Here is a 24,707-nt window from a genome sequence, read left to right as displayed (position 1 = left end):
TTTTGTCTGCGGAGGGAGGATGCAATAAAGGTCGCCCGATGAAACAGAAAACAAGTGACATTCGTGAGAAAGTCGCCTAAGAGCTTATGCTTTTAGAATCCCCCACTTGAGCTTGGCGAATGTGGGGGGGAGTGTGTCAACTTGCTAAACCTTGCGCTAGCTTTCTTAAGACTTGCTTACTGTAGTAGATTTTTGTCTGCATAGCCTTTTTCCTATGTTAAAAACAATCGTCACGCTATAGTAAGCGCTCGTCAAACTCTGTATTTACAAACGTTAGCTACTACTTATTATGGACATTGCTAACAATCTATTGGCATCGCTGGATAAAAATAAAACCATGGTTTATAGTGACAATCGTTTCAATGCTTATTAATACGTCGCTTATAAATGCGATATAAACGCCACTTTTACTATTTACATAACCGTGATGACAAAAGCGATGACTATGATTGACACAACTCAAGTAAATACGATGCCAAAAAACGCCATTAATCATGCCAAAGTTCAGGCAAATAACGTGAGCAGTGATAAGGTAGCTTTTATGCAACACAGTCGGGTAAGCCAGTCCAGTCAGTCAGGCTTTACCCTCATTGAAATTATGGTGGTCATTGTCATTTTGGCTATTCTGGCGGGCTTAGTGGTGCCAAAAGTGGTGGGACAAAGCGATAAAGCTCGCGTGAAAACCACGGAAACAGCGCTTGCGACTGTGTCAAATGCACTTGATATGTATAAGGTGGACAATTCGCGCTATCCGACCACAGCGCAAGGTCTCGAAGCACTGACAACGCCGCCTGAGGATGCCAAAAACTATCCTGACGGTGGTTATATTAAAGGTGGGTATCCGACGGATGGCTGGGAGAATGAGATGCAATATGTCTCTCCTGGCAGTGAAGGGCGACCCTATGATTTATTTTCATTGGGTGCAGATGGGCAGCAAGGCGGCGAAGGGCAAGATGCCGATATTTACGCCCAGCTATAAGCGTTAGCCTGATGAGTTGTTAAAAATGGGTAATAAGATACGCCCTAGTCCATAGCTTATTTAGGATAAAAGCATCGCTAGCGAATACTGCCTATCAACCAATAATGTGTTATTGGTTGATATTTTTTATCAGTAGATAAAACGTGTGCCCTACCGAATAGGTGCTCACATGATCAAACAGCCCAATTATAATGTTGTCCATATTGATACGCATACTGTTACTAGAAGCGTTGAGACTTAACCATCAGTCATCACAAGCCGTCATTAAAGGTTATTATTTATGTTAATTAAAATGCCAATCGCAAAATCAGCTGCTGTCAATAATCGCACTGCTAAAAAGTCTTATGTGCTTGCTGTTGCCGTGATGAGTACTTCTGTAATGACGGGGCTGTCTATGAGTGCTCAGGCGGCAGGATTGGGTGAGTTATTTGGGAGTAACAGTGCTGGGCAATCGAAGTTTTTGCCAGTCGATAAAGCCTTTCAAGTCAGCCCCATCACCAAAGCGACGGCTAAGGGTACGCGTTTATCGATCGTTTTTGACATCACGCCAGGTCATTACGTTTACAAAGACCAGCTCACTTTACGTTTCCCAAAAGGGTTGAGTGCCACCCCATTTACTTTTAGTCAGTCGCCAGTCTCCATTAACGATCCCACCTTTGGGCAAGTGCCTGTATTTACGCAAAAAAGCGTGGTCGCAACCACCACGCTGATGACTACAAATGGTAAAGGGGCAAGGAATGCACCGATTGTGATTGGTTGGCAAGGCTGCGCCAAAGCGGGTTTATGCTATCCGCCAGAGAAGATCAAAACCACGGTTAACATCGGCGTGGCACGCAAATAGATAGCGAGCAGGTCGTCTCAGATGATAGTCATACAAGAATGTTAGCAATAAATAGGTAGCCCTTCATGTCCATTCAGCCAATAGAAACCCCCTCATCGCGAACGGTCAAACGTACTTCTAAACAGTCTTATCTATTGGCACTAGCTTTAACCAGTAGCACGTTGTTGGCGGGCGTGTCAGCCATGCCAATGACCACGCAAGCAGCAGGGTTGGGTGATCTCTTTGGTAACAATCAAAGTGCCGCGCCATCGAAGTTTTTGCCTGTTGATGAAGCGTTTCAAGTCAGTAGTAGCAGTACACCTACCAAGTCTGGTACGCGCTTGGCCATTAACTTTGACATCACCCCTAAGCACTATGTTTATAAAGACCAAATTAAGCTGACTTTGCCTGCTGGCGTGACTGCCGCCCCTTTTACCTTTAGCCAGTCACCGGTCTCAGTAGAAGATCCAACCTTTGGGCAAGTACCGGTGTTTGACCAAGAGAATATGGTCGCCACCACCACTTTGTCCAATAATAGTGGCAAACGCTTGGACAATGCCGCTGTGGTGATTGGTTGGCAAGGCTGTGCCAAAGCTGGGCTTTGTTATCCGCCCGAAAAGATTAAAACCACGGTCGATATCGCTGCAACCTCACAGCAGTCGGCAAGCGGTAACGCCAGTCGTGCGGCCAATGATTCCATAAACAACGATACTCTGGGGGAGAATGATCAGCTGTCTGCTAGTGCGGTAACGACCTCAACAGCAACAGCGTCTACTATCACTGACGGCAGTAGCTCCAATGCTGAAGCAGGACAAGTAGAGTCAGATGACGACGTGATTGATTATGCGTTAGTAGATGATGAGCTCACGGCTACCAACACAATCTCTGGGGCAGATGGCGAGGTCATGAGTAGTGCTGCGCCCAATGAAGATACGGCTGCTACTAGTAATGGGGTTGATAGCGACCCGTTTGGCTTGGCGTCTCATCCATGGCTGGCACTGGTGTTGTTGTTTTTAGCTGGTTTGGGCTTGGCGTTGACACCATGCGTACTACCGATGCTGCCGATCGTTGCCAATATCGTCGCTCGTGAGAAAAACCCAACGGTAAAACGCGGCGTTATCTTAACCACTAGCTACGCCATCGGTGTGGCAACCGCTTACGGTATTTTGGGCGCTGTCATTGCCGTGTTTGGTGAGTCGTTAGGGATTATTGGCTGGTTGCAAAATCCCATTATTCTTATTAGCTTTGCCATTGTTTTTGTCCTATTGGCGTTATACATGCTGGGTGTGTTCAGTGTCCGTTTACCAAGAGCCATTAGTAGTAAAATGCAGGGGTTAAGCCAAGCGGGCGATAGCAAGCTTGGTAGTACAGGCGGGAGCTTACTGGCTGGTTTCTTGTCAGCGTTGGTGGTGTCGCCTTGTGTTTCTGCGCCATTGTTTGGGGCGCTACTGGCAGTGTCGACGATTGGTAGTCCGCTATTGGGTTTTGCCGCCTTATTTATGCTTGGTTTTGGTTTATCAGCGCCGCTGATCCTAATTGGCGCTACCCAAGGTAAAATCATGCCAAAAGCGGGCGAGTGGATGAATTGGGTCAAGCAAGGTTTTGCCTTATTGCTCTTTGCTGTGGCGTTATTATTGATTGAACGGGTCTTTATCTCACCCGTGATGCTGATGGTATGGGCCCTATGGTTTATGGTCGTAGCAACTTGGGCGTGGAGCTGGCTGGGCAAAGGTCGTATGCTCACCCAAGCGCTAGGATTAATTGCCGGTATTTGGGCGGCTTGTTTGATAGTGGGGGCGGCATTGGGTAATGACGACAGTCTGCATCCGCTCGCGTCATTGAGCGCAGCACCGATGGTGCAGTCGGCTACTGGTCAGGCAACAACCAATAGTAACACAACAGATGAAACCATCACGACGCTTGCAGAATTAGACACTATTATCGCGGCCAACCCTAAAGTGCTCGTGGATTTGACAGCGGACTGGTGCGTTGAATGCCGAATTATGGATAAAAACTTATTCCACAATCGTCCTGCACAGATGCAAGATTGGCAACTGGTGAGGCTGGATATCACAGAGACTAGCGCTGACTCCAAAGCCATCTTAGCCCGCTATCAGTTATTTGGGCCGCCAGCCTTGCTGTACTACCAAGAGGGTCAATTGGTCAATCAACAAGTGGGGGAAATTGGCCGCTTGGAGTTCGAGCAGACGCTGACTAGACTTAACTAATACTTAATGCAATGATAAGGTTGTTGCTTAGTGCTTAATAATTTAACAAAGGCCAACATACTGTGGTGACAGTGGGTTGGCCTTTTTATTTTTGTTAAATTCTGCTTATGATATTTTTATAAGTGATTGTTTTAACAGATATTATATTGATTTGCACTAATACTCAGTAGCGATAACGCTAGTATAGTGTCCCTCTTTTCACTACAATAAAGCAACAATGCTGCAGGAGCGTTACCAACGGTAATGGCTTCTGTTTATGGCCGAATTCATTGACTCTACCCTAATAAGGTTTTGACGGTCATATTCGTTATCTCATGTACTCTGCTGACGATCATGTCAGTTAGATAAAGGACACTTATGTTTTCTCATATTACGTCACAGCGTCAGTCTATGGATCTTATCAAAGCACACAAAACCCCCTTACCGAAAATGAATAAGCATTATTTAAATATAGCCGTTGGCATGGCGCTGACCTGTCTTACGGTACAAGTACAGGCTGCTGATAGTACGCAAACTTACAATGAGTTGCCCGCACCAGAGGCAGCGTTTGAGTATGAAGATTATGAGTTACCAGAGGGTACTGATGGTACTGATGCGCCGTCAACAAGTGCGAATAGTACTGCCCAAGAGCGCAAAATAGTCAGTAAAGAGTTTATTGGCCAACAAGCAAAGTTGTTTTTTGAGTGTACGCAAGTTCAGATTAGTGCCGCGCGTTTGGCTTGCTTCGACAAAGTCGCTGAGGAAGGCAAGACACCAAGTTACACCTCGACCAAACAATCAGTAGACTTGGCCAAGACATTCCAAAGTACCCTATCAGGTAATCCGCAAGTTGTCTTTGTAGAAGAAAATACCACTATTGTTGGTGCTGATAACACAGCGGCTAATGCAGTCGTCAATGAGGCAGATGAGACGGACAGTTTAGAGACGGCTGGTTTGACGCAAGAAGAAGCGCAGACGTTGGAAGAGATAGGGGTTACTCAGACAGATATTGAGAAGTATACGCCGCTCAGTTTGTCTTATGATCTTGATAAAAACAGTGAGCGTGGTACGTGGACAGTACGGCCATACCGCCCGACTTATATATTACCGTTGTTTTATACTTTCGATCCGAACTTAGGGCCTAATACTCCCTCTCAGCCTGTAGAGCCTTTTACTTCTAATGACACACGTAATACTGAGTTAAAATTTCAGTTGTCTTTAAAGAGTAAAGTCGCTGAAGATTTGTTCGATACCAATGCTGATTTGTGGTTTGGTTATACGCAAGAGTCGCACTGGCAGGTCTATAATGAAGACACCTCACGTCCATTTCGTGCCACCGACTATCAGCCCGAGATATTTTTGACGCAGCCTGTGACAGCCGACTTGCCTTTTGGGGGTCGCTTGCGCATGTTGGGAGCGGGGGCTATTCATCACTCTAACGGTCAAGATGACCCGTTATCCCGCTCATGGAATCGCGCTTATCTGATGGCAGGCGCAGAGTGGGGCAAGCTGTCGGTGATACCGCGGTTGTGGGTGCGAGTAAATAATGAGAGCGCTAGTGATGACGATAATCCAGATATTGAAGACTATATGGGCTACGGTGATATCAAGTTCTTGTACGACTTGCCTGATCAGAAGAGCCTGAGCGGGACGTTGCGCTATAATCCTAGTACCAATAAAGGCGCTGCGCAAATCGATTATGTGTATCCGTTAACAGAAAATATCAACGGTTATGTGCAGCTCTTCCAAGGTTATGGTGAGTCCATCGTGGATTATAACTACGAGAACACCTCTATTGGCTTCGGTATTGTACTAAATGACTGGAAAGGTTTTTAACATAGCCAATCAAAATAAAAGTGGTACATATGGTCACAATGTTCTACTGGGTTCTATTGGTACAAATGTTCCTCACTGGCTATGCGCAAGCGTGACAGATAGTTTGCAACAGTTACTCCAGTAGAACTGTACTCTTTTTAAAATGGATCGACTGTAGTCCCAACCCATAGAGTAAATGATGCACCGCTTAGCCCCTTATCAAACTGGATTATGGCTGGCAGAGTATGTCGATATACGCTGCCAGCTATGCCGTGTCTATCGTAGCACCGCGCAGCCTCAGCTTTTATCGCCTTCCTCAGCACATGAGACGCTGGATACATTAAGTGTGCATTCCGGCGCCAATGTTTTGCCAAGTGATCACACACGTTTTGCTCGCGTTCGCCAGCAAATCACTCAACGCTTAAAGAGCGGTCTGCTCTGTGCGCACTGTCATCATAGTATCACGTGGTTGCCAAAACCCTTCGCAGTAGATATTGCTGCTGGCACTGCGCTCTCAATTCAAGCCGCTACCTACTATGACTATCCATTGCGTCAAGCCATTCGAGCGTTTAAACATCATGAAGACATGACCAAGTTGCCATTATTGCTACACGCTATACGGCAATTACCACGTCCCCGTGGTTGTCATCAAAATAACAGCGTGATTGTTGCCATGCCGACCACCGAGCAACGACTAATCAAACGCGGTTTCGATCCGGTTAGTATTTTAGCGGCACAGTTGTCCAAACACTGGCGTATACCGCTATGGCAAGGCGTTAAACGGATTGACAACACTGTCAGTCAGCAAGGACTAACACGTGCCGAACGTCTAAGTAATTTAGACAATGCATTCGCTTTGATCGAAAAGCCGCCCGTTAAGCGCCTATTGCTGTTCGATGATGTCGCTACGACAGGGGCTAGTTTGCAAGCATTGGGACGAGCGCTATGTGGTCCATCTACTAATGTGGCAATGGCTGCCTCCGACATCTCTCCGCAATACCGTCTATCTGCTTATGCGTTAGCACATGGCAGCCAGTTATAAAATCTGCCTTTGTCTATTCACAATCACTATTTTGTTGCTAATGTGTTATCTTGTCGCTATATTATTGGAATAACTCACATTAATTGTGAACCTCTAAAAATACTGTGTAGTCAGGTGATAAAAAAAAGCATAAAAACGATGAAGTCAGATAGCGGGCGCTTCTAATACAATTTTTTTCATTCTATCTAAGGTATTCATTAAATATCGTGGAATAAAAATTGCATGACATTTAGTTAACACGTAAAGAAAGTTTGCGGAAATTATTTCCGAGTATAAGACATTCATTGTCATTTTTTAATCACGTTGGTGTCAGACAGTGGCAGCGATAAATAGGGATCTGATGTGAACGCACCTGCGAATAATTTATCATCCAAACTACGAATGACCGAAACAGGATTCACCCTAATTGAGCTGATGGTAACGATCGCTGTGCTGGCGATTATTGTCGGTATTGCTGCCCCTAGTATCAGTACACAACTTGCGAATCAGCGCGTGAAATCAACGACTGCCACGCTCATTAACGCGTTAAAAGAAGCGAAAGCTGAAAGTATTATTCGTCGTCAATCTCTGGATTTTAGTTTTGATGATAGTAGCCACTCTTTAGTCATAGAGAATGAAAGCTCAAATGTGATTGCAAGTTATAACTATAGTGCTAAAAATACGATAAAGGCAGATAGTTCTACAATAACGTTCAGACCAAGTAAGCGTACTGATGCAGTTACTTATACCGTTTGCGATAGTAAGAATTCATCTGTTTCAAGGCAAGTGATCGTGACTGCAGTTGCTAATATAAGTACTGTAGTAGGAGGAACTTGTTAATGACTCAGTTTAGTAGCCAGAGTGGTGTAGGTTTAATCGAGGTCATGGTGGCTTTGCTACTACTAGCAGTTGCTGTATTAGGATTTAGCGCTTTGCAGATCAATGCACTGAATGCTACAGACGAGAGCTTGGTACGTAGTCGAGCTATGAGTATGTCAAAACAATTATCAGAAAATATGCGCTTGAATACTTTAGCTACTGATGACTTTATGACAGAGTTAAATGCCCTGAATCAAGGTACAAAGGACATCACTGAGTATTGTGAGAAAGTAGCGCAAGCAAGCAGTAGCTTTGACCAAGATAGCTGCAAATCGGATGCTTGTAGCCCTGAAGAGATAGCCGCGTTGAATACATGGCAGGCTGCCAATTTAGGCTGTGAACAAGATATCATGCTAAACATGACTACCTGTCCAGATATGGCTGATATCAACGCTAGACAATGCATCATTACCTCATGGGGTAAAACAAGACCTATTTTAGGCGATAGTGAAGAAAATGCCTGTGGTAATAGCGATGGTTCTTACAAATTAGGTTCTCACTGTTTAATAATGGAGGCTTATTAATGAGAATCTCAACGCTTCAGGATTGTCGAAAACGCCAAATGGGGTTTACATTAATAGAGCTCATGGTATCGCTGTTTTTAGGCCTATTAGTATCTGCCGCAGCAGTACAAGTCTATATGATCAATGCAAAAACAGCAGGCATACAAGCTAGCGCATCAGAATTAGTTGAAGATGCTGCCTTTAATCTACCCATAATTGAAAGAAAAGCGCGTCTTGCGAACTTGGGGTTAGCTGATAAAGTTGCAGCCGATCAGCCTGGTTCCGGGATTGTACTAACCAGCGCTAATAATGCGTTAGAAGATGAGGAAGGAAATAAGGCGTTAGATAACTTTCGTAACTCTAAAGACCTAGATGGTGATCCAAAAGTACCCAAAAACATTACTTTAGATGGCTCTCCTGTAGACGTGTCTTTATTAACGCGTACTGGTGATCAAACGGTGGGTACGCAGACAAATGAGTGGACTGGAGCGAGTAATATGAGCTCACAAAGTGGGCAGTTGACCATTCAGTATCGTGCGCCGCAAGACATGTATGACTGTGAAGGCAGGTTGGCTTTAGGACCAAGACGAGTCACTATCGGCGGGGTAAAGGAAGTCATTGATGGTCAAATCATCGTAGAGCGCTTTTATCTAAAGGCACCTGACGCATCAAAGCCTACACAGCTCTCTTTATACTGTGATGCAGGCAAGTATATTACCGAAATAATGGATGATTATGATGAACAAAGCAGACCAGATGAAAATCTACCTAAATCTGTTGAGTTTAAAGTCAATAATGCAATCAGAGATTTTGGTGATGCCGGTCAAGAGATTATGGCTAATGTAGATTACTTTGATATATTATTATCGACCAGAGAAGGTGATCAGCTACAGTATTATACGGTGAAAGACTATCTAGATTTAGACCTTGAAGATCAACCGTCTATCATAGGAGTAAAGTACGGTTTAATTTTGCGCTCTGATAATGCTGTGTTGAATGAAGAAGGTCCATCTGAATTTACTGTGTTAGGTAAAGCCTCCACCTTAAATAATGGATTGAGCAAAAAGTATCTGCGCACAGTAGTAGAGTCGTATGTGACATTAAGAAATATAAGTGTTATGGATGACTAAGCAAAACCTGATGTGTAAACCTGTCTCGCTTCGGTAATAATATTATGAATAAATATCCTAAACACCAGCTGCCAAATTCCCAGGATGGAGCGACATTAATCGTAGTTTTAATGTTTCTACTATTGATTATTGTCGTAGGTGTTATTGCTGTACGAAATAGTATGATCTCGTTACGGCTTGCAACTAGCGATCAGGTTGACGCTCTACTTTTGAATACGTCAGATACCGCAAATAAGAACATTGAAAATATCATTAACGATCCGACTTACAGTAGTGAAAAAGCTAATATGCTTGGTTCGCTTGGATTTTTTGGCCATTTTTTAAATACAGGTGCAACCTCAAATCGGGGCGATCAAATAGTATTTTGCTATCGTCCAAGACAAGAATATTTTTTTAAGATGTCTGAAGCAACCATTACAACGCCGTCTGGACAAAGTAAGCTGATAGGAGGTTCAGGCTCAGGAGGCTTTTGTAGGCCTAGCGAAGCCAGTGATTTTGTCAATGCTCGCCAAAACGTAATGACTCAAGTGTCTGTAACTAGACCGAATACTCAGTCACTACCGATAGCACCCTTCGAAAATGTTCCTCTCGGCAAGTCAATAACGACGGAAGATGCTACAAGTAGCTCACCAAGCTTTCGTATACACTCCACATCATTTTTGCCAGCACTATCAAACGTAGCAGACGCAAAGATTACTGAGTGTCTCAAAAAACCTAGCGAAAACGCTGCCTCATTTGTAGCTGAAGTTGATGAAGATGATTCTACTCAGAATACGTACTTTGGTGAAACGCGTAATGAATGTTTGGCTAAGATCGGCGTGCCAGCCAAAGTATTGGTAAAAGAAGCCAAGTTAGAAAACGATGTAAACTCTGAGAACTGTATAGATTATGGTGAAGGTGAAGATGAAATAACTGAAGAGTGTCAAACGTTGTTAGGCTTAACACCAAGTGGAATATAGGTTAGTTAATATCTTAACGTAGTTCACCTTTATAACTAGTATATAGCAGGAATTAAATATGAAACGCATCGATTCGACCTTCGCCTTATCATCACAGTTTCGACCGACTGCTATCATGCTAGCGGTAGGTACTCTCATGGCATCTTCAGTAATAACTCACGCTGGTACTGCCTATGATAGTATCGGCAATCCTAGCTATAACAAGCTTGGCGATTTAACGATCTATCAAGTAAGTACCGAATCAAATAAACCAACGCTGACCTTGATGTTAGATAAGTCCGGGAGTATGAGAGGAGATTACAGCTTTCCTTTAGATATAGCAGGAGTGCCTAATCTTTCGAAAAAGAACCTCTACAGACTGTGTTCAAAGAACAATAAAAATTCTTGTGAAAAAAATCCTTCTTATGAATATTATCTTAGTGAGCCTAATAATAGGGATATACCAAATGGCTACATAAAAGAAGGTTGGGATAATAGCAAATATACATATGGAGACTTAAAAAATACAAGCAATAGACCTTGTATGTTATATGACTATAGTTATTATTATGGTTATAGTCTGATTAAATATCAACCAGATATAAAAACTATAACCAAAGATGGAAATGGTATTGAACTTGAATCTTGTGAATTGAATGGTGAAACTCATTACGACCGTATGTCAAAGCTAAAGCTGGCGATGATAGAGTTGCTTGAGTTTGAGAATCTCAATGAAGAAGTCATTATGGGTGTAGGGGCGTTTGGCTATAATAGTTACAAAGGTCAAATTAAAGTAGCAGCTAAACCACTAGATACTGCTCAAAAAAATAGAATATATACGTTCTTAAGCACCTTAAGTCCTTCTGGTGGTACGCCTATGGCGACAGCGTTTACTGAAGCTGGTTCTTATATGTTAGGTACTAGTACTTATGATGGTTACTATAGAAGTTCCTATAGTTCTATGTATTCTACCAATGACAATTCTATAGCCAACAATGGTCAATATATAGCGCCAGAGACTCAGCAGTGCGGTGCAAAAGGTGTGTATTTATTGACGGATGGTTTTCCTAATAATATAAGTCATCAAGATACTCTAAAAGATATGATGGGCAGTGCGCTAGGAGGTACATCAAACGTATCCTGTCCTAGTTCGGGTGGATTATTAAATGGTAGTGAATCAGGGAACCAATGGCAATGTATGGGAGAGTTTGCCAAACAGCTACGTACCAAACGCAAGGTAACCACTGCGATGGTTGGCTTTGGTGAAGCCTTCAGTGCAGTTGATGATGAAGATTATTATCAAGTTAAAAACATCACTATCAACAAGTTTAAAGATAGTAATGGTGCACCTTACAATTATGAAAAAAAATATTATAACTGCTCTGCGATATCTACCAGCAATCCTGACGCTCGAAATGCCTGTAATATAGGCATGGAGTCTGGTATTTACGATGGTGTCGGTGGCTACGGACAAGGCGGCTTTTATTTTGCTAAAGATACAAAAGACATCGTCGGCAGTGTGTTATCGGTCATCGAAGACCTAAAGGCAGACCTACCAAGTACGCCTGCAGGTACTATCACTGTACCTGCAGATCCGCTTAATAGTTTAGGCGTTAAGCCCTATGCTTATTTGCCAATGTTAGAGCCGAAGGTAGGCAGTGATTCGGCAATATGGGCAGGTAACCTTAAAAAGTACCATGTCAAACAAGCGACACTGTTTGGGCAAGATAATAAAAGACTGTATATCGACGAAGATGGGGATGGCTTCCCTGATGACTTGAACCCAGAAGCCCAAGATATTTGGAGTAAACAAAACGAAACTATCGTGAATGATGCTGGCGTTAGTATCAGTGTGAACAATAGAATTGCAGCGGGTGGCTTTTATGCTCAATTAAAGTCCCCAAAGACTGGAGACAATACCACCCGTAATGTCTATGTCGAAAATACCATGAATGGTAGAACACAGCTTCTCAAAGTAGGCGTCGAAAAAGGTGTACTACAAGGGTTCGATGTACTTGATAACTCATACACCACTTTAACCAAGTTGTACTTACTAAACTTCTTAGGTTATGACGCCAGCCCGACTCAGGCTGAAGCAAAACGTATAGATGAGACAGGCGATGTGCAGGCAGCGCTTGAGAACATCATTGTCAACCCACCAGGCGATATAAAAGTGTTGGGTGGCGTCATTCACTCCAGACCGACACTTATCTCTTATGGTGCCAATATCAATGCGAATGATAAAGACACTGATGGTGATGGTAAAGTAGATCCCGATGCAGGTATGGTGGCGACTGATGAGAGTAGCCGTGATGATTATGTGATGTTTGGCTCGATGGAAGGTGCCCTTCATATTGCATCAGCAGAAACTGGTCAAGAGAGTTTAGCTTTTATCCCAAAGACCATACTTAATGAGCAGATCGAAGCGTTACAACCTGAAAGTACTATCGTAGATGCGCCTGTGTTTGGTGTTGACGCACCATGGTCAGTGCAAGGCAGTTATAAGTACGATTTTAGTTCGTCCACATCTGAGTCATCGGGCAAGATTGTTGCAGACAAGGTTTATGTTTATGGAGGCCTACGTCAAGGGGGTAAAGGGTTATATGGGCTAGATGTTAGTAGTCTAAACAGTCCGAAAATGCTATTTAGCATAAACAATAGCACTGATGGCTATCAAGCATTAGGAAAAGTTTGGAGTGAACCAGTTTCAGGCAGGATTAAAGTAGGTACAGGTAAAAACAGCATCAAAGACGTGATTATCTTCGGTGGTGGTTATGATGAGTGCTATGAAGACCCAACATTTCGTCTTGATGCGTCTGACAATGCGTTTCCAAATTGTAACAAAACAATGGCTGATGGTAATGCCGTCTATATCGCCGATGCCAAGACAGGTGATGTGATTTGGTCGGTATCAGGCCGAACGTCAGGTGCCTCTGGCAAACATATTCAAGTTCCAGAGATGAAGCATAGTGTAGTAAGTAAAATCACAACACTAGATCGTGATGATGACGGTATGATCGATCATCTGTACTTTGGTGATCTGGGTGGTCAGTTATTCCGTGTTGATTTGCGTAATGGGCAGGCTATTAGTGGTAGTACAGGGATCAATAATTTTACCCGCCGCATCGTAAAAGTATTAGATGGTAATTCAGGTACGCTAGTCGAGGATGGGTTACAGCGCCGGTTTTATGGTCAGCCGTCTGTGAGCTTCTATAAGGACAACAGTGTTTTGTTTGCGCTAGTCAATGTTGCCTCTGGTGACAGAAGTAACCCAATATCGCGCCTACGCAATACGATACCTGCGCAGTCCGATCGTCTGTTTGGTATTATTGATCGAGATATCGCTAGTCCAGGACTATATGGTGAGGATGAAAATGTCACGCTAGCGACTCAAGACCTTACTTCAAATGATTTGACTGAGTTACCATTTAACCAAAATAGTACGAGTGTAACCAAAGCAGGGGTAAAAGCACCAATGCGGCCAAATGTCGCTGCTTCACAAGGTTGGTTTTATCCATTAACTCAGTTTGACGGCAATAGTAAAGTTAAAAATGTCAAATCCATGGGTGATGGTATGGCCATTGGTGGTCTTTATTACATGACCGCTTACAGCCCAGAGATGAAATACGATGAGACGAGTGGCTGTGCCGCACAAATTGTGGGCGGTTCAGAGCGTCAAATGTACTGTCTACCTTATGGTATCTGTGAGCAAGAAGATACGACCAAAACAGACAAGTCATTAAATGGTACAGGTGGGTTTGTACGGGCAGGTAAGGGTATTCAAGAGCTAGCGTTTGGTGCCTTTAATCCAGAAAACCCGACGACACGTATCATGCTAGGCACTCAGTCATTTAGTGAATTAGTGGACTCAGATAACCGTATCGAATTTGGTGGTGCTTGGCCAGCAGGTAACGTATCAGGATTGGATACCAACTGTCCTAGTGGCAGTTGTGGAGGATCGAGTACTGATGCAGACAATGTCAACGCTAGTGGCTCGGGTGGTGGTAATGTCAATATTATGGACTATCGTTTATTTACGACCAGATGGTATGAGCAGCTAGCGGAGTCAGTTGATGACTAGACGTGGCAACAGCTTACATCGGCTATTGAGTGGTATGGTAGTAAATCGCTATCGCTATCCAACCATTCAAAAAGGCTTCACACTTATTGAAATGATGATTGTGGTCTTTATTTTAGCTATCCTAGCAGCTATTGCAGTACCCAGCTATCGTCAATATGTCATCGTCAATGCTGAGCGCGAAACACAAGCTAGAATGCTCAGTCTACAAGTCGAGTTAGAACGCTGGCGCTCAACTGCGCTGACTTATAAAGGCTTTGTGCCACAGACAGTGGATAGCGATAGCGATACTGATTATAGCTATGCAGATACAGATAATACGGTTATCAATGTGCCTGCAGGCAGTGGCGATGATTACACCTATCGTATTACTCTAGTAGATGGGACTACAAATGATACGGCTATAAGCTTAGTGACAAGTCCAGGCGTCGACAACGTTACAGGTAGAACATGGAAGATGCTTGCAGTACCTAATCCTGATCGTTATATCAAAAAAGGTAGTCACATTATGCTCACCAGTTCCGGTACTAGGTGTATGACAACGAGCAGTATCGCGATTGGAGCAAAGGATTGTGGAGATGGTGCTCAGGTATGGTAATGATAAAAGATACATATAGACAGGTAGAAAATGAGCGCGGATTTACGCTAATAGAGCTGCTGATCGTGGTTGCTATTATCGGTGTCATTGCTGCCATCGCTATTCCAAGTTATCAGGGCTATGTCGAGAGAGGCCATCGTGCCGATATGATGAGCGAGTTACAAAACATCGCTGCCACTATCGAGAGCCGTAAGCTGGCGCAAGGACGATATAGCAATGCGTTACTCACTGACCTAGGTGGTGACTTTCCGCGTCAAGGTACAGCACTCTACACGATCAGCTTTGATCCAGATCCGCTGACTTCTGAATGGACTATCATAGCATCACCTATATTAGGTACACGAATGGCAGGTGATGGTGATCTAACTTTTGACTATCGGGGACTAAAGTGTAGAGCTACTAACTGTGGTGCGGATAACGAATGGCAATAAATGAGTTACTACCCATATTGTGTGACAAAAAACGTCATCTAGGGTTATCTTTATCCCTAAATGTGACATGAAATGACAATTTTCGGTAGGTTAACAGCAATATTAGTGCTAATTAGAAAAAACCTATTTGAAAGCAAAAAATTACTGTTTATAAATAAACTTTTTTATCAACCACTTAATGAGATTGAGTGTTTCTCTAAAAATATGGCACGTTATATGCAATATTTACAATAAGAAAAAATCACATTTATAACGGTCAGTTAGATAATAACTCTACTGCCATATTATCCAAAAGGACATGTCTATGAACGCTCAAAAAGGTTTTACCTTAATCGAACTAATGATCGTGGTTGCTATTATCGGTATTCTAGCGGCAATCGCTATTCCTGCTTATCAGAACTATACTAAGCGTTCTGTTGATACTCAGTGTATGGCAACTGCAAAAAATTATACAGGTAAACTAAACTTGTACCTAAATGATCCTTCTACTGATACTACTGCTAGTCCTAAGCCAGACACCGGTGATTTTAATACTGATAACTGTGTAATACAGGCTAATGATCCAGAATTGACTAGAGATAGTACAATTACTGCTGACACTCAGGTAACAGCTAAAGTAATTAACGGTGAAAACCCGAGTATTGAATGTGGTGTACTTTCAGGGAAGTGTGAAACTAGCTCAAATGTTATTAATTAAAAAAACGTTTATTTGATTTTTTTCTAGAAATTGTCAAAATAAATATGAAAAGTCGGATATTGCAAATATCTGGCTTTTCAAGCAAGCTTAGACTGGGCTTCTAGCCCCGCTCCCATCATGGAAGGTTAAAATGCTGGGTTAAAGACCCAGCCTACAAAGCGTCTCGTTTAACATTAAAAGCCAAACGCTCTGTTTGGTTTTTTTGTGCTTAAAACAACCTTAAACCCAGCTGGCACAATCCCTGCACTATAGCGTTATACTTATAATTGATTATAACGCCATGAAACTATACTTGCCAGCTGTCCAAAATGGTCATACATCATGCTGTATCGCCACTCAATCTGGCTATACTCTGATAGAGCTAATGATAGCCGTCGCTATTATCGGTATACTTGCAGCGATTGCTATTCCCAGTTATAACCAATATATCGCTAAGACGCAGCAGAGCGCCTGTATGTCTGAAGTTAAAGCCTATAGCAACCATATCTATTATCTACTCAACGACCAAGACGACAATACTGTCGCCACCGCGCCTATGCCTAGTGCCTGCGTAAGCATCACCGATGCGACGGGCTGGACGTTGGCTACACAACAAAAAGTCATCGCTCTTGCAAAACCGCCTTCAAACGCTCGTATCGAATGTGATATTCCGAATGGTGCGTCTTGCCATATATTGCCATAACTCTATGTCATACTGTTTAAATTACCCATAATAAAAAACCACCTAACCGCATATCACCGTTAGATGGTTTTCTTTATTTTAATACTTTAAGCAGTTTTAAAGAACTTACTACAGCTCTAAATACTGAATCTTGCCTTCTACACCGTCCCACTTTTCAGCTTCTGGCAGTTGCTCTTTCATCTCGGTGATGTTAGGCCACTTTTGTGCCAGCTCCTCATTGAGCTGAGTGAACATCTCTTGCCCTTTTGGCACTTCATCTTCTGAGAAGATGGCATTGGCTGGACATTCAGGCTCGCATAGCGCGCAGTCGATGCACTCATCAGGGTCGATGACGAGGAAGTTCGGTCCTTCATAAAAGCAGTCCACAGGACAGACTTCCACACAGTCGGTGTATTTGCAAAGAATGCAGTTATCTGTAACGACAAAGGTCATAGTGAGGTCTACCTGTTATTGGTTTGGCTTATGGCTAAATAGAATAGTCGAAAATAAAGCGTATTTTAGCGCCTTTACGGCTATTTGACAATTCCCTTTACTGACTGATGATTTTCTTTAGATGATACAGTAAGTCATGCGCTTGCTTAGGTGTTAAGCTATCAGGATCAATCGCACTCAGCTCATCTTGTAAGCTAAACAGCTGATTTTGCTTTGGAATGTCAGTCATGTTTTGTGTTTCATTAATATGGTGGACATTGGCTTCTGCTGACTCATGGTGCTTTGCATGTTGGCGTTTATCGTTTACTGACTTAGTTAAGTCATTTTTGTCATCAAAGGGTGCGGGTGTCTCTGCATATAGCGTGGTCGCTGTTAGACTGTCTCGCTTTAAGTCATCTACCTCTAAGTGAGTATCTAAGTAACGCTTGGCATCATCTAAAACCTGAGTCGGGATACCGGCCATCTTGGCCACATGCAGTCCAAAACTGGAGCTGGCAGCGCCCTCTTTAATTTGATGGAGGAGTAGCAGCTGACCATCGATTTCACTAGCGGCAACATGCACGTTACGAATGCTGCTTTGGTTATTTTCAGCACGCTCCGCCAATTGCGTCAGCTCAAAATAGTGAGTGGCAAATAACGTCAGGCAGCCAATCTCTAGCAATCGATTGACACAGGCATGCGCGATTGCCAAACCATCAGTGGTGGCCGTACCGCGCCCGACCTCATCCATTAGTACCAGTGATTTATTAGTGGCTTGATTCAAGATATTAGCCGTCTCAATCATCTCCACCATAAAGGTCGATTTGCCGCCAGCCAAATCATCGGCTGAGCCAATACGGGTAAAGATACGATCGATATCACCGATACGAGCCTGCGCGGCTGGGACAAAACTGCCGCAATGGGCGAGCAAAACAATAAGCGCCGTTTGGCGCATATAGGTCGATTTGCCGCCCATATTAGGGCCAGTAATCATCAGCAGGCGCTCAGGATGCTCACTACTGCCCAGTGCGCAATCATTGGCAACGAAATGATTGGCTTGCCGCGTGTGACTGTGACTGTGACTGTGATTGTCAGTGTTCGTTGGCTTTAACGCGGCTTCGACGACGACATGACGGCCTTGTTTGATATCGATACTGGTTTGACTGTCTTTCTTTACATGACTACTGTTTTCTAAGTGATCGTTTTCTAAGTGATTGGTTTCTAAGTCACTACTGTCCTTTGCATTATTGTCCTTTGCATCACTGCCCATCACTGGACCCTGCCAATGGTAATTTATAGCCAGCTGTGCCCAATTGCTTAGCACATCTATTTGGGCGATAGCCGCGCTTAGTTTTTGCAACGCCGCTAAATGGCTACTGAGGTCGGTTAGTAGCGCTTGGTACAACTCTTTTTCACGAGCCAAAGCTAAGGTTTGCGCGCTCAGATACTCTGTTTCAACGTCTTTTAGCTCATCGGTGATAAAGCGCTCGCTACTTTTAAGCGTTTGTCGGCGGATAAAATGAGCAGGCGCATTTTTTGCCTGCATCTTAGGCAGCTCAAAATAAAAACCGCTGACTTTATTAAAGCCAACTTTGAGACTCGGCAGTTGATTGTCTTGACGCGCACGCTCTACCATCTCATCTAGAGTGACTTGAATATTGTCATGCAAATGGGTCAGGCGATCAAACTCTTTGTCAAAACCGGCAGCTATCATGCCACCATCACGAATATGCGCGGGCGGCTCGATGACAATGGCGCGCTCAATCAATTCGGCGACGGACTGTACGACCGGTAGCTGGGCAGGCAGTTGCTGCATTAGCATTGATAATAAACCTGCATCTTCATGGCTAATGCCTGCGTCCGTCAGTAGAGTAGCGAGATGGGCGCTACTTTTGATGCCGTCAGCAAGCTTACGCAAATCACGAGGTTTGGCGCTCATCAGGCCGATACGACTACTGATACGCTCAATATCGCCAATGGTATTTAGCGTCTCTCGCAAACTTGTGACAAGTCGGTTATCTGTCATCCTTTGATCAGAGGGGCTGGACGGATTGGCTGTATTTAGTAAATTGGCTACCGCGTCTAAACGCATATTGATACGGTCATGCTGCCGTAGTGGGCGCTTAATTTGCTGCACGAGTAAGCGTCGTCCCATCGGAGTTTGACAGTGATTGAGTACAGAGATTAATGAGGTGCCAGTGCTACTGACAGGTGTAAACAGCTCAAGATTCTGCTGGCTACCCGCATCGATAATTAAGTAGTCATCGCTGTGCTCGACGATGAGCTGGTTGACTTGCGGCACATGACGCTGCTGGGTTTGCCGTGCATAATGTATCAGCGCTGCACAGCTAGATTGAGCCAGTGGGTTATCTGCCACACCCAAACCATCAAGGCGCTGCACCTCAAACTGCTGGCAAAGTGTCGTGGTCGCATGCTCACGATGAAAGTCGTTGGCCGCGACTTCGATAATTGGACAGTCAAGGTTTTGCCGTAACCACAACGACCAGTTTTCTCCCGCTTTTTCATTGAGCGCTTCGCTAATGATACATTCACTAGGAGCAAAGCGTGCGAGCACCGTCAGCATTTGGGTTTGTAACCCTTCCACATCATCGTGATTGGCATGTAGCGTTTGTGTGGTGAGCGTGCCAGCGGCCAAATCCATCTGGCTAATAGCAGCTTGCAAAGGCTGTTTGCCAGTAGATTTTGTGGGAATGGAGAGGTCGATGGCGACCACGGTTGGGGTGTGGTTGGGCGCAATTAAGGCGTCATCGGTGATGGTTCCTGCCGTCAGGGTTTTGACCACTTCTCGGCGCATGATGGTAGGCTTGCTTTTATCCTTCTTTTGCTTGCTGCCCATATTAGGAAGGCTGGATGCGCTGTCAGCTGTACTGTTAGTCGCTGACTCATCGATTTGCTCACACACCACCACCGTTTGCCCAGCCGCAATCAATCTTGCCATATAGCTATCGGCTGCATGAAATGGCACACCTGCCATGGCAATCGTGTTGCCGGCTTTATCAGTGCCACGGCGGGTCAAGGTGATATCTAATATCTGGGCTGCGCGCTTAGCATCATCAAAAAACAGCTCATAAAAATCGCCCATCCGGTACAGCAGTAGTGCTTGTGGATAGTTGGCTTTCATGGTTAGATATTGCACCATCATTGGCGTATGGTTGGCCAAGTGATAAACGGCATCGCCTATCACTAATCGATCAGCGGATAACGGGCCAGTAGTGTCTTGTTTTGATACCGCGTATTTTGCTGGCGCAGGTTTTGAGAGAGTAGGGGATTGAGCATCGGGCTTAACGGACATGCAGGATCTCTTATGATTAAATGGGTTTACTGGCGGCGCAATGGGTATTTTTATAAGAATAAATAGCAGGTGAGGATTGGTCACTTACTCCGCTTAAAGGGGCAATGAAAACGCTTGAAAGATTCAGCCTATAAACACTATTTTAACACGTCCGGTTGCGTTTTTACGTCGGCAAATATCTGGCCTTTGCCCTTGTATCCATCAGCGTCATAACCATATATAATGACGGCACACTTAATTGGGCGATACTTCATTAGGCGACACTGTATAGTCGGTTCCCTTGAAAAAGCTAAGAGTTCTGCTGGTATGAATTTTGAGGCATCTATCACACTTGCGAACAGCGAGCGAGACAGATTTATACCAGTAGAACACCATTAACGGATGTACCACTTTTATACTGAGCTGACTATATTAGGCAGTGCCTCACTAAATGGTACTGTGCTGGATGATGACAAGGCGGCGAGCTAAGCGTTGGCGAATACGCACTAATTATCGAATATTTCCATAGGTCAAAAAATTATGTTATCAAAGATTGTAGGCAGTGTTGTTGGCACGAAAAATGACCGCGAACTAAAGCGCATGCGCAAAGTGGTCAGCAAGATCAACGCACGAGAGGCTGAGATACAAGCCCTATCTGATGAGCAATTACAACAAAAAACGGCAGAGTTTAAGGCGCGCCACCAAAACGGTGAAAGCTTAGATGCCTTATTACCAGAAGCGTTTGCAGTCTGCCGCGAAGCATCGCTACGAGTCAATGGTATGCGTCACTATGATGTGCAGCTGATCGGTGGTATCACCTTGCACGAAGGCAAAATCGCTGAGATGAAGACTGGTGAGGGTAAAACCTTGATGGGCACCTTGGCCATGTATCTCAATGCGATCAGCGATAAAGGCGTCCATCTGGTCACGGTCAACGATTATTTGGCCGCGCGTGATGCCGAGTTAAACCGTCCTTTATTTAACTTTTTGGGCATGTCCGTTGGGGTGATTTATTCACAGCAGCCGCCACAAGAGAAGATCAATGCGTATCGAGCCGATATTACTTACGGTACGAACAACGAATACGGTTTTGACTACCTACGCGATAACATGGTCTTTAGTCTGAGCGAAAAAAAGCAGCGCCCGCTGAACTTCTGTATCATTGATGAAATTGACTCTATCTTAATTGATGAGGCACGTACGCCACTGATTATCTCGGGTCAAGCCGAAGATTCGTCACGTATGTACGCCCTGATTAATACCATTATCCCTGTGCTCAAACGTTCAAAAGACGAAGAAGCCAATAAGAATAATGAAGAAGAAGACTTCTGGATTGATGAAAAAAATCGTCAGATTGAGATTAGCGAAAAAGGCTATGAAAAAATTGAGCGTTTCTTAATCGAAGTGGGCGAGCTGGGTGAAAACGAAAGTTTGTATAGCCCAAGCCGCTTACCCTTACTGGCTCACGTGCAAGCCGCCATTCGCGCCCATCATGTGTTTGTCAAAAACGTTCATTATATCGTTGATGATGGTGAAGTGGTCATCGTTGATGAAAACACCGGTCGTACCATGCCGGGCCGCCGCTGGTCTGAAGGGCTGCATCAAGCGATGGAAGCCAAAGAAAACGTCGAGATTCAAGCAGAAAACCAAACGCTGGCCACCACGACTTTCCAGAACTACTTCCGTCTGTATGACAAATTGTCTGGCATGACGGGGACTGCGGATACCGAAGCGGCTGAGTTTAAATCAACCTATGACTTAGATGTCATCGTGATTCCAACGCATGAGCCGATTGCTCGTATCGATATGGATGACCAGATTTTCTTAACCAAGCTAGGCAAATACAAAGGCATTATTCGCGAGATTAAAGAAATCCAAGCCAAAGGTGCGCCAGTACTGGTCGGTACCGCAACCATTGAGGCCAGTGAAGAGCTGTCCTACTTGCTCGATCAAGAAGGCGTCAAGCACAATGTATTGAACGCCAAACAGCATGAGCGTGAAGCAGAAATCATCGCGCAGGCGGGCAGTCCAAAGTCGGTCACGATCGCGACCAACATGGCGGGCCGTGGTACCGATATTATCTTGGGCGGTAATTGGCAGTCGTTTATCGAAGACATTGATGCGGTCAGTCCCGAAGAAATGGCGCGCCTAAAAGCGCAGTGGCAAGTCAAGCATGATCAAGTGGTGGCCGCTGGTGGTTTGCATATCATTGGTTCTGAGCGTCATGAGTCGCGCCGCATCGATAACCAGTTACGTGGTCGTGCGGGTCGCCAAGGTGACCCTGGTATGTCACGCTTCTTTTTATCGCTTGAAGATGACTTGATGCGTATTTTCGCAGGGGATCGCGTGGTCAATATGATGCGTGCCATGGGTCTAAAAGAAGACGAAGCCATTGAGCACAAAATGGTGTCCAAATCGATTGAAAACGCGCAAGGTAAAGTTGAGAGTCGCGATTTTGATGCCCGTAAAAATCTACTAAAATATGATGACGTGGCCAATGAGCAGCGTAAAGTTATCTATAGTCAGCGTGATGACTTACTGGCAGAGATGGATCTGTTGGAGGCCATCGAAGTGATGCATCATGAAGTCTATAACGCTCTGATTAGTCAGTTTATTCCGCCAGGCTCTATCGATGACCAGTGGAATGTCGATGGTTTAGAAGATGAGCTTGAGGATGAGTTTAAGATATCGATGCCAATCAACGATTGGCTAGATGAAGATCGCCGCTTGGATGAAGAAGGATTACGCGCCAAAATCATTCAAACCGCGCTAGATCGTTATCACAGTCGTCGTGAGCAGATGGGCGAAAAAGATGCCGCCCAGCTTGAGCGTCACTTTATGCTGCAAAGCCTAGACAAGCATTGGAAAGAGCATTTAACGCAAATGGATCAGCTGCGTAAAGGGATTCATTTGCGCGGCTATGCGCAGAAAAACCCAGAGCAAGAATACAAGCGTGAGTCGTTTGAGTTATTCCAAATGATGCTTGGCGCCATTAAATCTGAGACGGTGCAAGACCTATCACGTGTGCATATCCCAACCAAAGAAGAGCTAGAAGCATTAGAAGCCCAGCAACGTGAGAATGCAGCGCAGATGCAAATGCAGTTTGAACACAATGAGGTGGATAATTTAGACAGTGCCTCGGCCGATAAAGTAGCAAAACAGCCACAAGACCGCACGCTGGCAGGCGGCGCGGCGGCCGCTGTGAGTGGCGCTATGGCCGGTAATGGCAGCAGTGCTAGTGAGTCAAATCCTTATGCCGGTATGAATATCAGTCGTAACGCGCCTTGTCCTTGTGGATCAGGACTTAAGTATAAGCAATGCCATGGTAAAATCTAATACCTAGCTCATCACTCATGATTAGCGGCGATGAACTGGTGAAATCTACCAAAGATCGTACTTGTTTGCCTAGCAACCCAAGTTTTTAAAATTGGCGTAAAGATTGCAAAGCAGATATGGTGAGTAGGTAATCAAAAGTCCTTATCTCAAATAGATAGGGGCTTTTTTTGTGAATGCGCTAAAGGATTAGGCCGCTTCTTAATGAGCAAAAAATCTGCTATTTTAAAGTTATGGAGCGCTTTGTAGCGATTACTTACAAATTCAACATAGGCGTGCATTTATGGACACGCTATAGTATTTAGCATATTTACTTTGGAGAGTGTTATGAATTTAGAATTATTAAAACAACGCCGCACCTCTATTGCCTTAACGGGTTTGCTGGCTGGCGCACTAACCATCAGCGCCTGTCAACAGCAGCAAGAGCCAGAGCCAAGTTTAGAGGACAGCATCAGTGCAGAGCAATCAGTACCCATGTCTGCGGATCCTGCAGAACCTAGTGATGTGTTGGTCAATAGTGAAGACGCGACCGTTAATGAAGTAGAAAGCGACACCATTGCTTCTATTAATGGGGGCGTAAGTCAGATTACTTATTTATGTGCCCCTGAGCTTACGGTCAAAGCCACTTATAAAGATGCTGGGAAGCAAGTCATCATTGACACCGATAAAGGCACAGCCACGTTAGTTAAGACCAACGATGCGACCAACCCTGAAGTCTTTAAAGCAGAAACTGCCATTGATGGTGGCGAAGGTTTTGTACAATGGCGCGTCGCCCATGATGACCGAGAAACAGGTGTGATGCGTACGGCAGGCGTGGATACAGCAGACATAAGCACTTATGAGTGTAAAAAAACAGAAGAAGATTCGATATAAGCTAAGTTCATTACAGCACT

Annotated in this window: 18 protein-coding genes; 16 read left to right on the top strand and 2 right to left on the bottom strand. The window is 44.3% G+C overall.

Features of this window, described 5'->3' with window-relative positions:
- Positions 1 to 541 precede the first annotated feature (541 nt).
- From gspG to B2P60_RS10225, 14 genes are all read left to right on the top strand, one after another.
- Positions 542 to 979, top strand: coding sequence for a type II secretion system major pseudopilin GspG (gene gspG / locus B2P60_RS10290; RefSeq protein WP_286741224.1), 438 nt, complete (start codon positions 542 to 544; stop codon positions 977 to 979).
- Positions 980 to 1,259: 280 nt separating this feature from the next.
- Positions 1,260 to 1,820, top strand: coding sequence for a protein-disulfide reductase DsbD domain-containing protein (locus B2P60_RS10285; protein ID WP_230708698.1), 561 nt, complete (start codon positions 1,260 to 1,262; stop codon positions 1,818 to 1,820).
- Positions 1,821 to 1,885: 65 nt separating this feature from the next.
- The gene (dsbD, locus tag B2P60_RS10280; RefSeq protein ID WP_286741221.1) at positions 1,886 to 4,027 is read left to right on the top strand and encodes a protein-disulfide reductase DsbD; all 2,142 of its coding nucleotides are present in this window, start codon (positions 1,886 to 1,888) and stop codon (positions 4,025 to 4,027) included.
- Positions 4,028 to 4,384: 357 nt separating this feature from the next.
- Positions 4,385 to 5,842: a phospholipase A gene (locus tag B2P60_RS10275; RefSeq protein ID WP_286741218.1), complete on the top strand. Its 1,458-nt coding sequence runs from the start codon at positions 4,385 to 4,387 to the stop codon at positions 5,840 to 5,842.
- 175 nt (positions 5,843 to 6,017) lie between these two features.
- Positions 6,018 to 6,863, top strand: a complete 846-nt coding sequence (locus B2P60_RS10270) for a ComF family protein (RefSeq protein WP_286741217.1) — start codon at positions 6,018 to 6,020, stop codon at positions 6,861 to 6,863.
- A gap of 342 nt (positions 6,864 to 7,205) precedes the next feature.
- On the top strand, positions 7,206 to 7,682 hold the full coding sequence (locus B2P60_RS10265) for a pilus assembly FimT family protein (protein WP_286741216.1): 477 nt from the start codon (positions 7,206 to 7,208) through the stop codon (positions 7,680 to 7,682).
- Positions 7,682 to 8,245 (top strand): type IV pilus modification protein PilV, encoded by a 564-nt coding sequence (gene pilV, locus B2P60_RS10260; protein ID WP_286741214.1) that lies wholly within the window; start codon positions 7,682 to 7,684, stop codon positions 8,243 to 8,245. Before B2P60_RS10265 ends, pilV begins: the two co-directional genes overlap by 1 nt.
- Complete coding sequence (locus B2P60_RS10255; RefSeq protein ID WP_286741213.1) at positions 8,245 to 9,354, top strand: PilW family protein; 1,110 nt, start codon at positions 8,245 to 8,247, stop codon at positions 9,352 to 9,354. Before pilV ends, B2P60_RS10255 begins: the two co-directional genes overlap by 1 nt.
- Before the next feature lie 44 nt (positions 9,355 to 9,398).
- The gene (locus B2P60_RS10250) at positions 9,399 to 10,313 is read left to right on the top strand and encodes a pilus assembly PilX family protein (protein WP_286741212.1); all 915 of its coding nucleotides are present in this window, start codon (positions 9,399 to 9,401) and stop codon (positions 10,311 to 10,313) included.
- A 658-nt stretch (positions 10,314 to 10,971) separates the two neighbouring features.
- The gene (locus B2P60_RS10245; protein ID WP_286741211.1) at positions 10,972 to 14,373 is read left to right on the top strand and encodes a PilC/PilY family type IV pilus protein; all 3,402 of its coding nucleotides are present in this window, start codon (positions 10,972 to 10,974) and stop codon (positions 14,371 to 14,373) included.
- Complete coding sequence (locus tag B2P60_RS10240) at positions 14,366 to 14,968, top strand: type IV pilin protein (RefSeq protein WP_286741210.1); 603 nt, start codon at positions 14,366 to 14,368, stop codon at positions 14,966 to 14,968. The genes B2P60_RS10245 and B2P60_RS10240 overlap by 8 nt, the downstream gene beginning before the upstream one ends.
- Positions 14,968 to 15,399, top strand: a complete 432-nt coding sequence (locus tag B2P60_RS10235) for a type IV pilin protein (protein ID WP_286741208.1) — start codon at positions 14,968 to 14,970, stop codon at positions 15,397 to 15,399. Before B2P60_RS10240 ends, B2P60_RS10235 begins: the two co-directional genes overlap by 1 nt.
- 304 nt (positions 15,400 to 15,703) lie before the next feature.
- Entirely contained in the window at positions 15,704 to 16,096 is a 393-nt protein-coding gene (locus tag B2P60_RS12380) for a type II secretion system protein (protein ID WP_414706661.1), read from the top strand.
- Positions 16,097 to 16,376: 280 nt separating this feature from the next.
- Positions 16,377 to 16,778 (top strand): prepilin-type N-terminal cleavage/methylation domain-containing protein, encoded by a 402-nt coding sequence (locus B2P60_RS10225; RefSeq protein ID WP_286741207.1) that lies wholly within the window; start codon positions 16,377 to 16,379, stop codon positions 16,776 to 16,778.
- Between the two features lie 108 nt (positions 16,779 to 16,886).
- Here B2P60_RS10225 and fdxA read toward each other — a convergent pair whose 3' ends face one another.
- Both fdxA and mutS read right to left on the bottom strand, forming a co-directional pair.
- Positions 16,887 to 17,210 carry a ferredoxin FdxA gene (gene fdxA / locus B2P60_RS10220; RefSeq protein WP_286741206.1) on the bottom strand — a complete coding sequence of 108 codons (324 nt, stop codon included), beginning with the start codon at positions 17,208 to 17,210 and terminating at the stop codon, positions 16,887 to 16,889.
- A gap of 97 nt (positions 17,211 to 17,307) precedes the next feature.
- Positions 17,308 to 20,502, bottom strand: a complete 3,195-nt coding sequence (gene mutS / locus B2P60_RS10215) for a DNA mismatch repair protein MutS (protein ID WP_286741205.1) — start codon at positions 20,500 to 20,502, stop codon at positions 17,308 to 17,310.
- 519 nt (positions 20,503 to 21,021) lie between these two features.
- Between mutS and secA the strand changes: the two genes are divergently transcribed.
- Complete coding sequence (secA, locus tag B2P60_RS10210; RefSeq protein WP_286741204.1) at positions 21,022 to 23,817, top strand: preprotein translocase subunit SecA; 2,796 nt, start codon at positions 21,022 to 21,024, stop codon at positions 23,815 to 23,817.
- 324 nt (positions 23,818 to 24,141) lie between these two features.
- Positions 24,142 to 24,687, top strand: coding sequence for a hypothetical protein (locus B2P60_RS10205; RefSeq protein WP_198335208.1), 546 nt, complete (start codon positions 24,142 to 24,144; stop codon positions 24,685 to 24,687).
- Positions 24,688 to 24,707: the final 20 nt, after the last annotated feature.

It is taken from the genome of Psychrobacter sp. UBA3068 (assembly GCF_002366815.1).
Taxonomy (GTDB): domain Bacteria; phylum Pseudomonadota; class Gammaproteobacteria; order Pseudomonadales; family Moraxellaceae; genus Psychrobacter; species Psychrobacter namhaensis.
The sequence above is the reverse complement of the archived record's forward strand: the minus strand, read 5'-3'. Positions and strand labels throughout refer to the sequence as shown.

Coding starts and splice junctions, on each gene's coding strand:
- gspG (WP_286741224.1), top strand. CDS start 542: ATGCAACACAGTCGGGTAAGCCAGTCCAGTCAGTCAGGCTTTACCCTC.
- B2P60_RS10285 (WP_230708698.1), top strand. CDS start 1,260: ATGTTAATTAAAATGCCAATCGCAAAATCAGCTGCTGTCAATAATCGC.
- dsbD (WP_286741221.1), top strand. CDS start 1,886: ATGTCCATTCAGCCAATAGAAACCCCCTCATCGCGAACGGTCAAACGT.
- B2P60_RS10275 (WP_286741218.1), top strand. CDS start 4,385: ATGTTTTCTCATATTACGTCACAGCGTCAGTCTATGGATCTTATCAAA.
- B2P60_RS10270 (WP_286741217.1), top strand. CDS start 6,018: ATGATGCACCGCTTAGCCCCTTATCAAACTGGATTATGGCTGGCAGAG.
- pilV (WP_286741214.1), top strand. CDS start 7,682: ATGACTCAGTTTAGTAGCCAGAGTGGTGTAGGTTTAATCGAGGTCATG.
- B2P60_RS10255 (WP_286741213.1), top strand. CDS start 8,245: ATGAGAATCTCAACGCTTCAGGATTGTCGAAAACGCCAAATGGGGTTT.
- B2P60_RS10250 (WP_286741212.1), top strand. CDS start 9,399: ATGAATAAATATCCTAAACACCAGCTGCCAAATTCCCAGGATGGAGCG.
- B2P60_RS10245 (WP_286741211.1), top strand. CDS start 10,972: ATGTCAAAGCTAAAGCTGGCGATGATAGAGTTGCTTGAGTTTGAGAAT.
- B2P60_RS10240 (WP_286741210.1), top strand. CDS start 14,366: ATGACTAGACGTGGCAACAGCTTACATCGGCTATTGAGTGGTATGGTA.
- B2P60_RS10235 (WP_286741208.1), top strand. CDS start 14,968: ATGATAAAAGATACATATAGACAGGTAGAAAATGAGCGCGGATTTACG.
- B2P60_RS12380 (WP_414706661.1), top strand. CDS start 15,704: ATGAACGCTCAAAAAGGTTTTACCTTAATCGAACTAATGATCGTGGTT.
- B2P60_RS10225 (WP_286741207.1), top strand. CDS start 16,377: ATGAAACTATACTTGCCAGCTGTCCAAAATGGTCATACATCATGCTGT.
- fdxA (WP_286741206.1), bottom strand. CDS start 17,210: ATGACCTTTGTCGTTACAGATAACTGCATTCTTTGCAAATACACCGAC.
- mutS (WP_286741205.1), bottom strand. CDS start 20,502: ATGTCCGTTAAGCCCGATGCTCAATCCCCTACTCTCTCAAAACCTGCG.
- secA (WP_286741204.1), top strand. CDS start 21,022: ATGTTATCAAAGATTGTAGGCAGTGTTGTTGGCACGAAAAATGACCGC.
- B2P60_RS10205 (WP_198335208.1), top strand. CDS start 24,142: ATGAATTTAGAATTATTAAAACAACGCCGCACCTCTATTGCCTTAACG.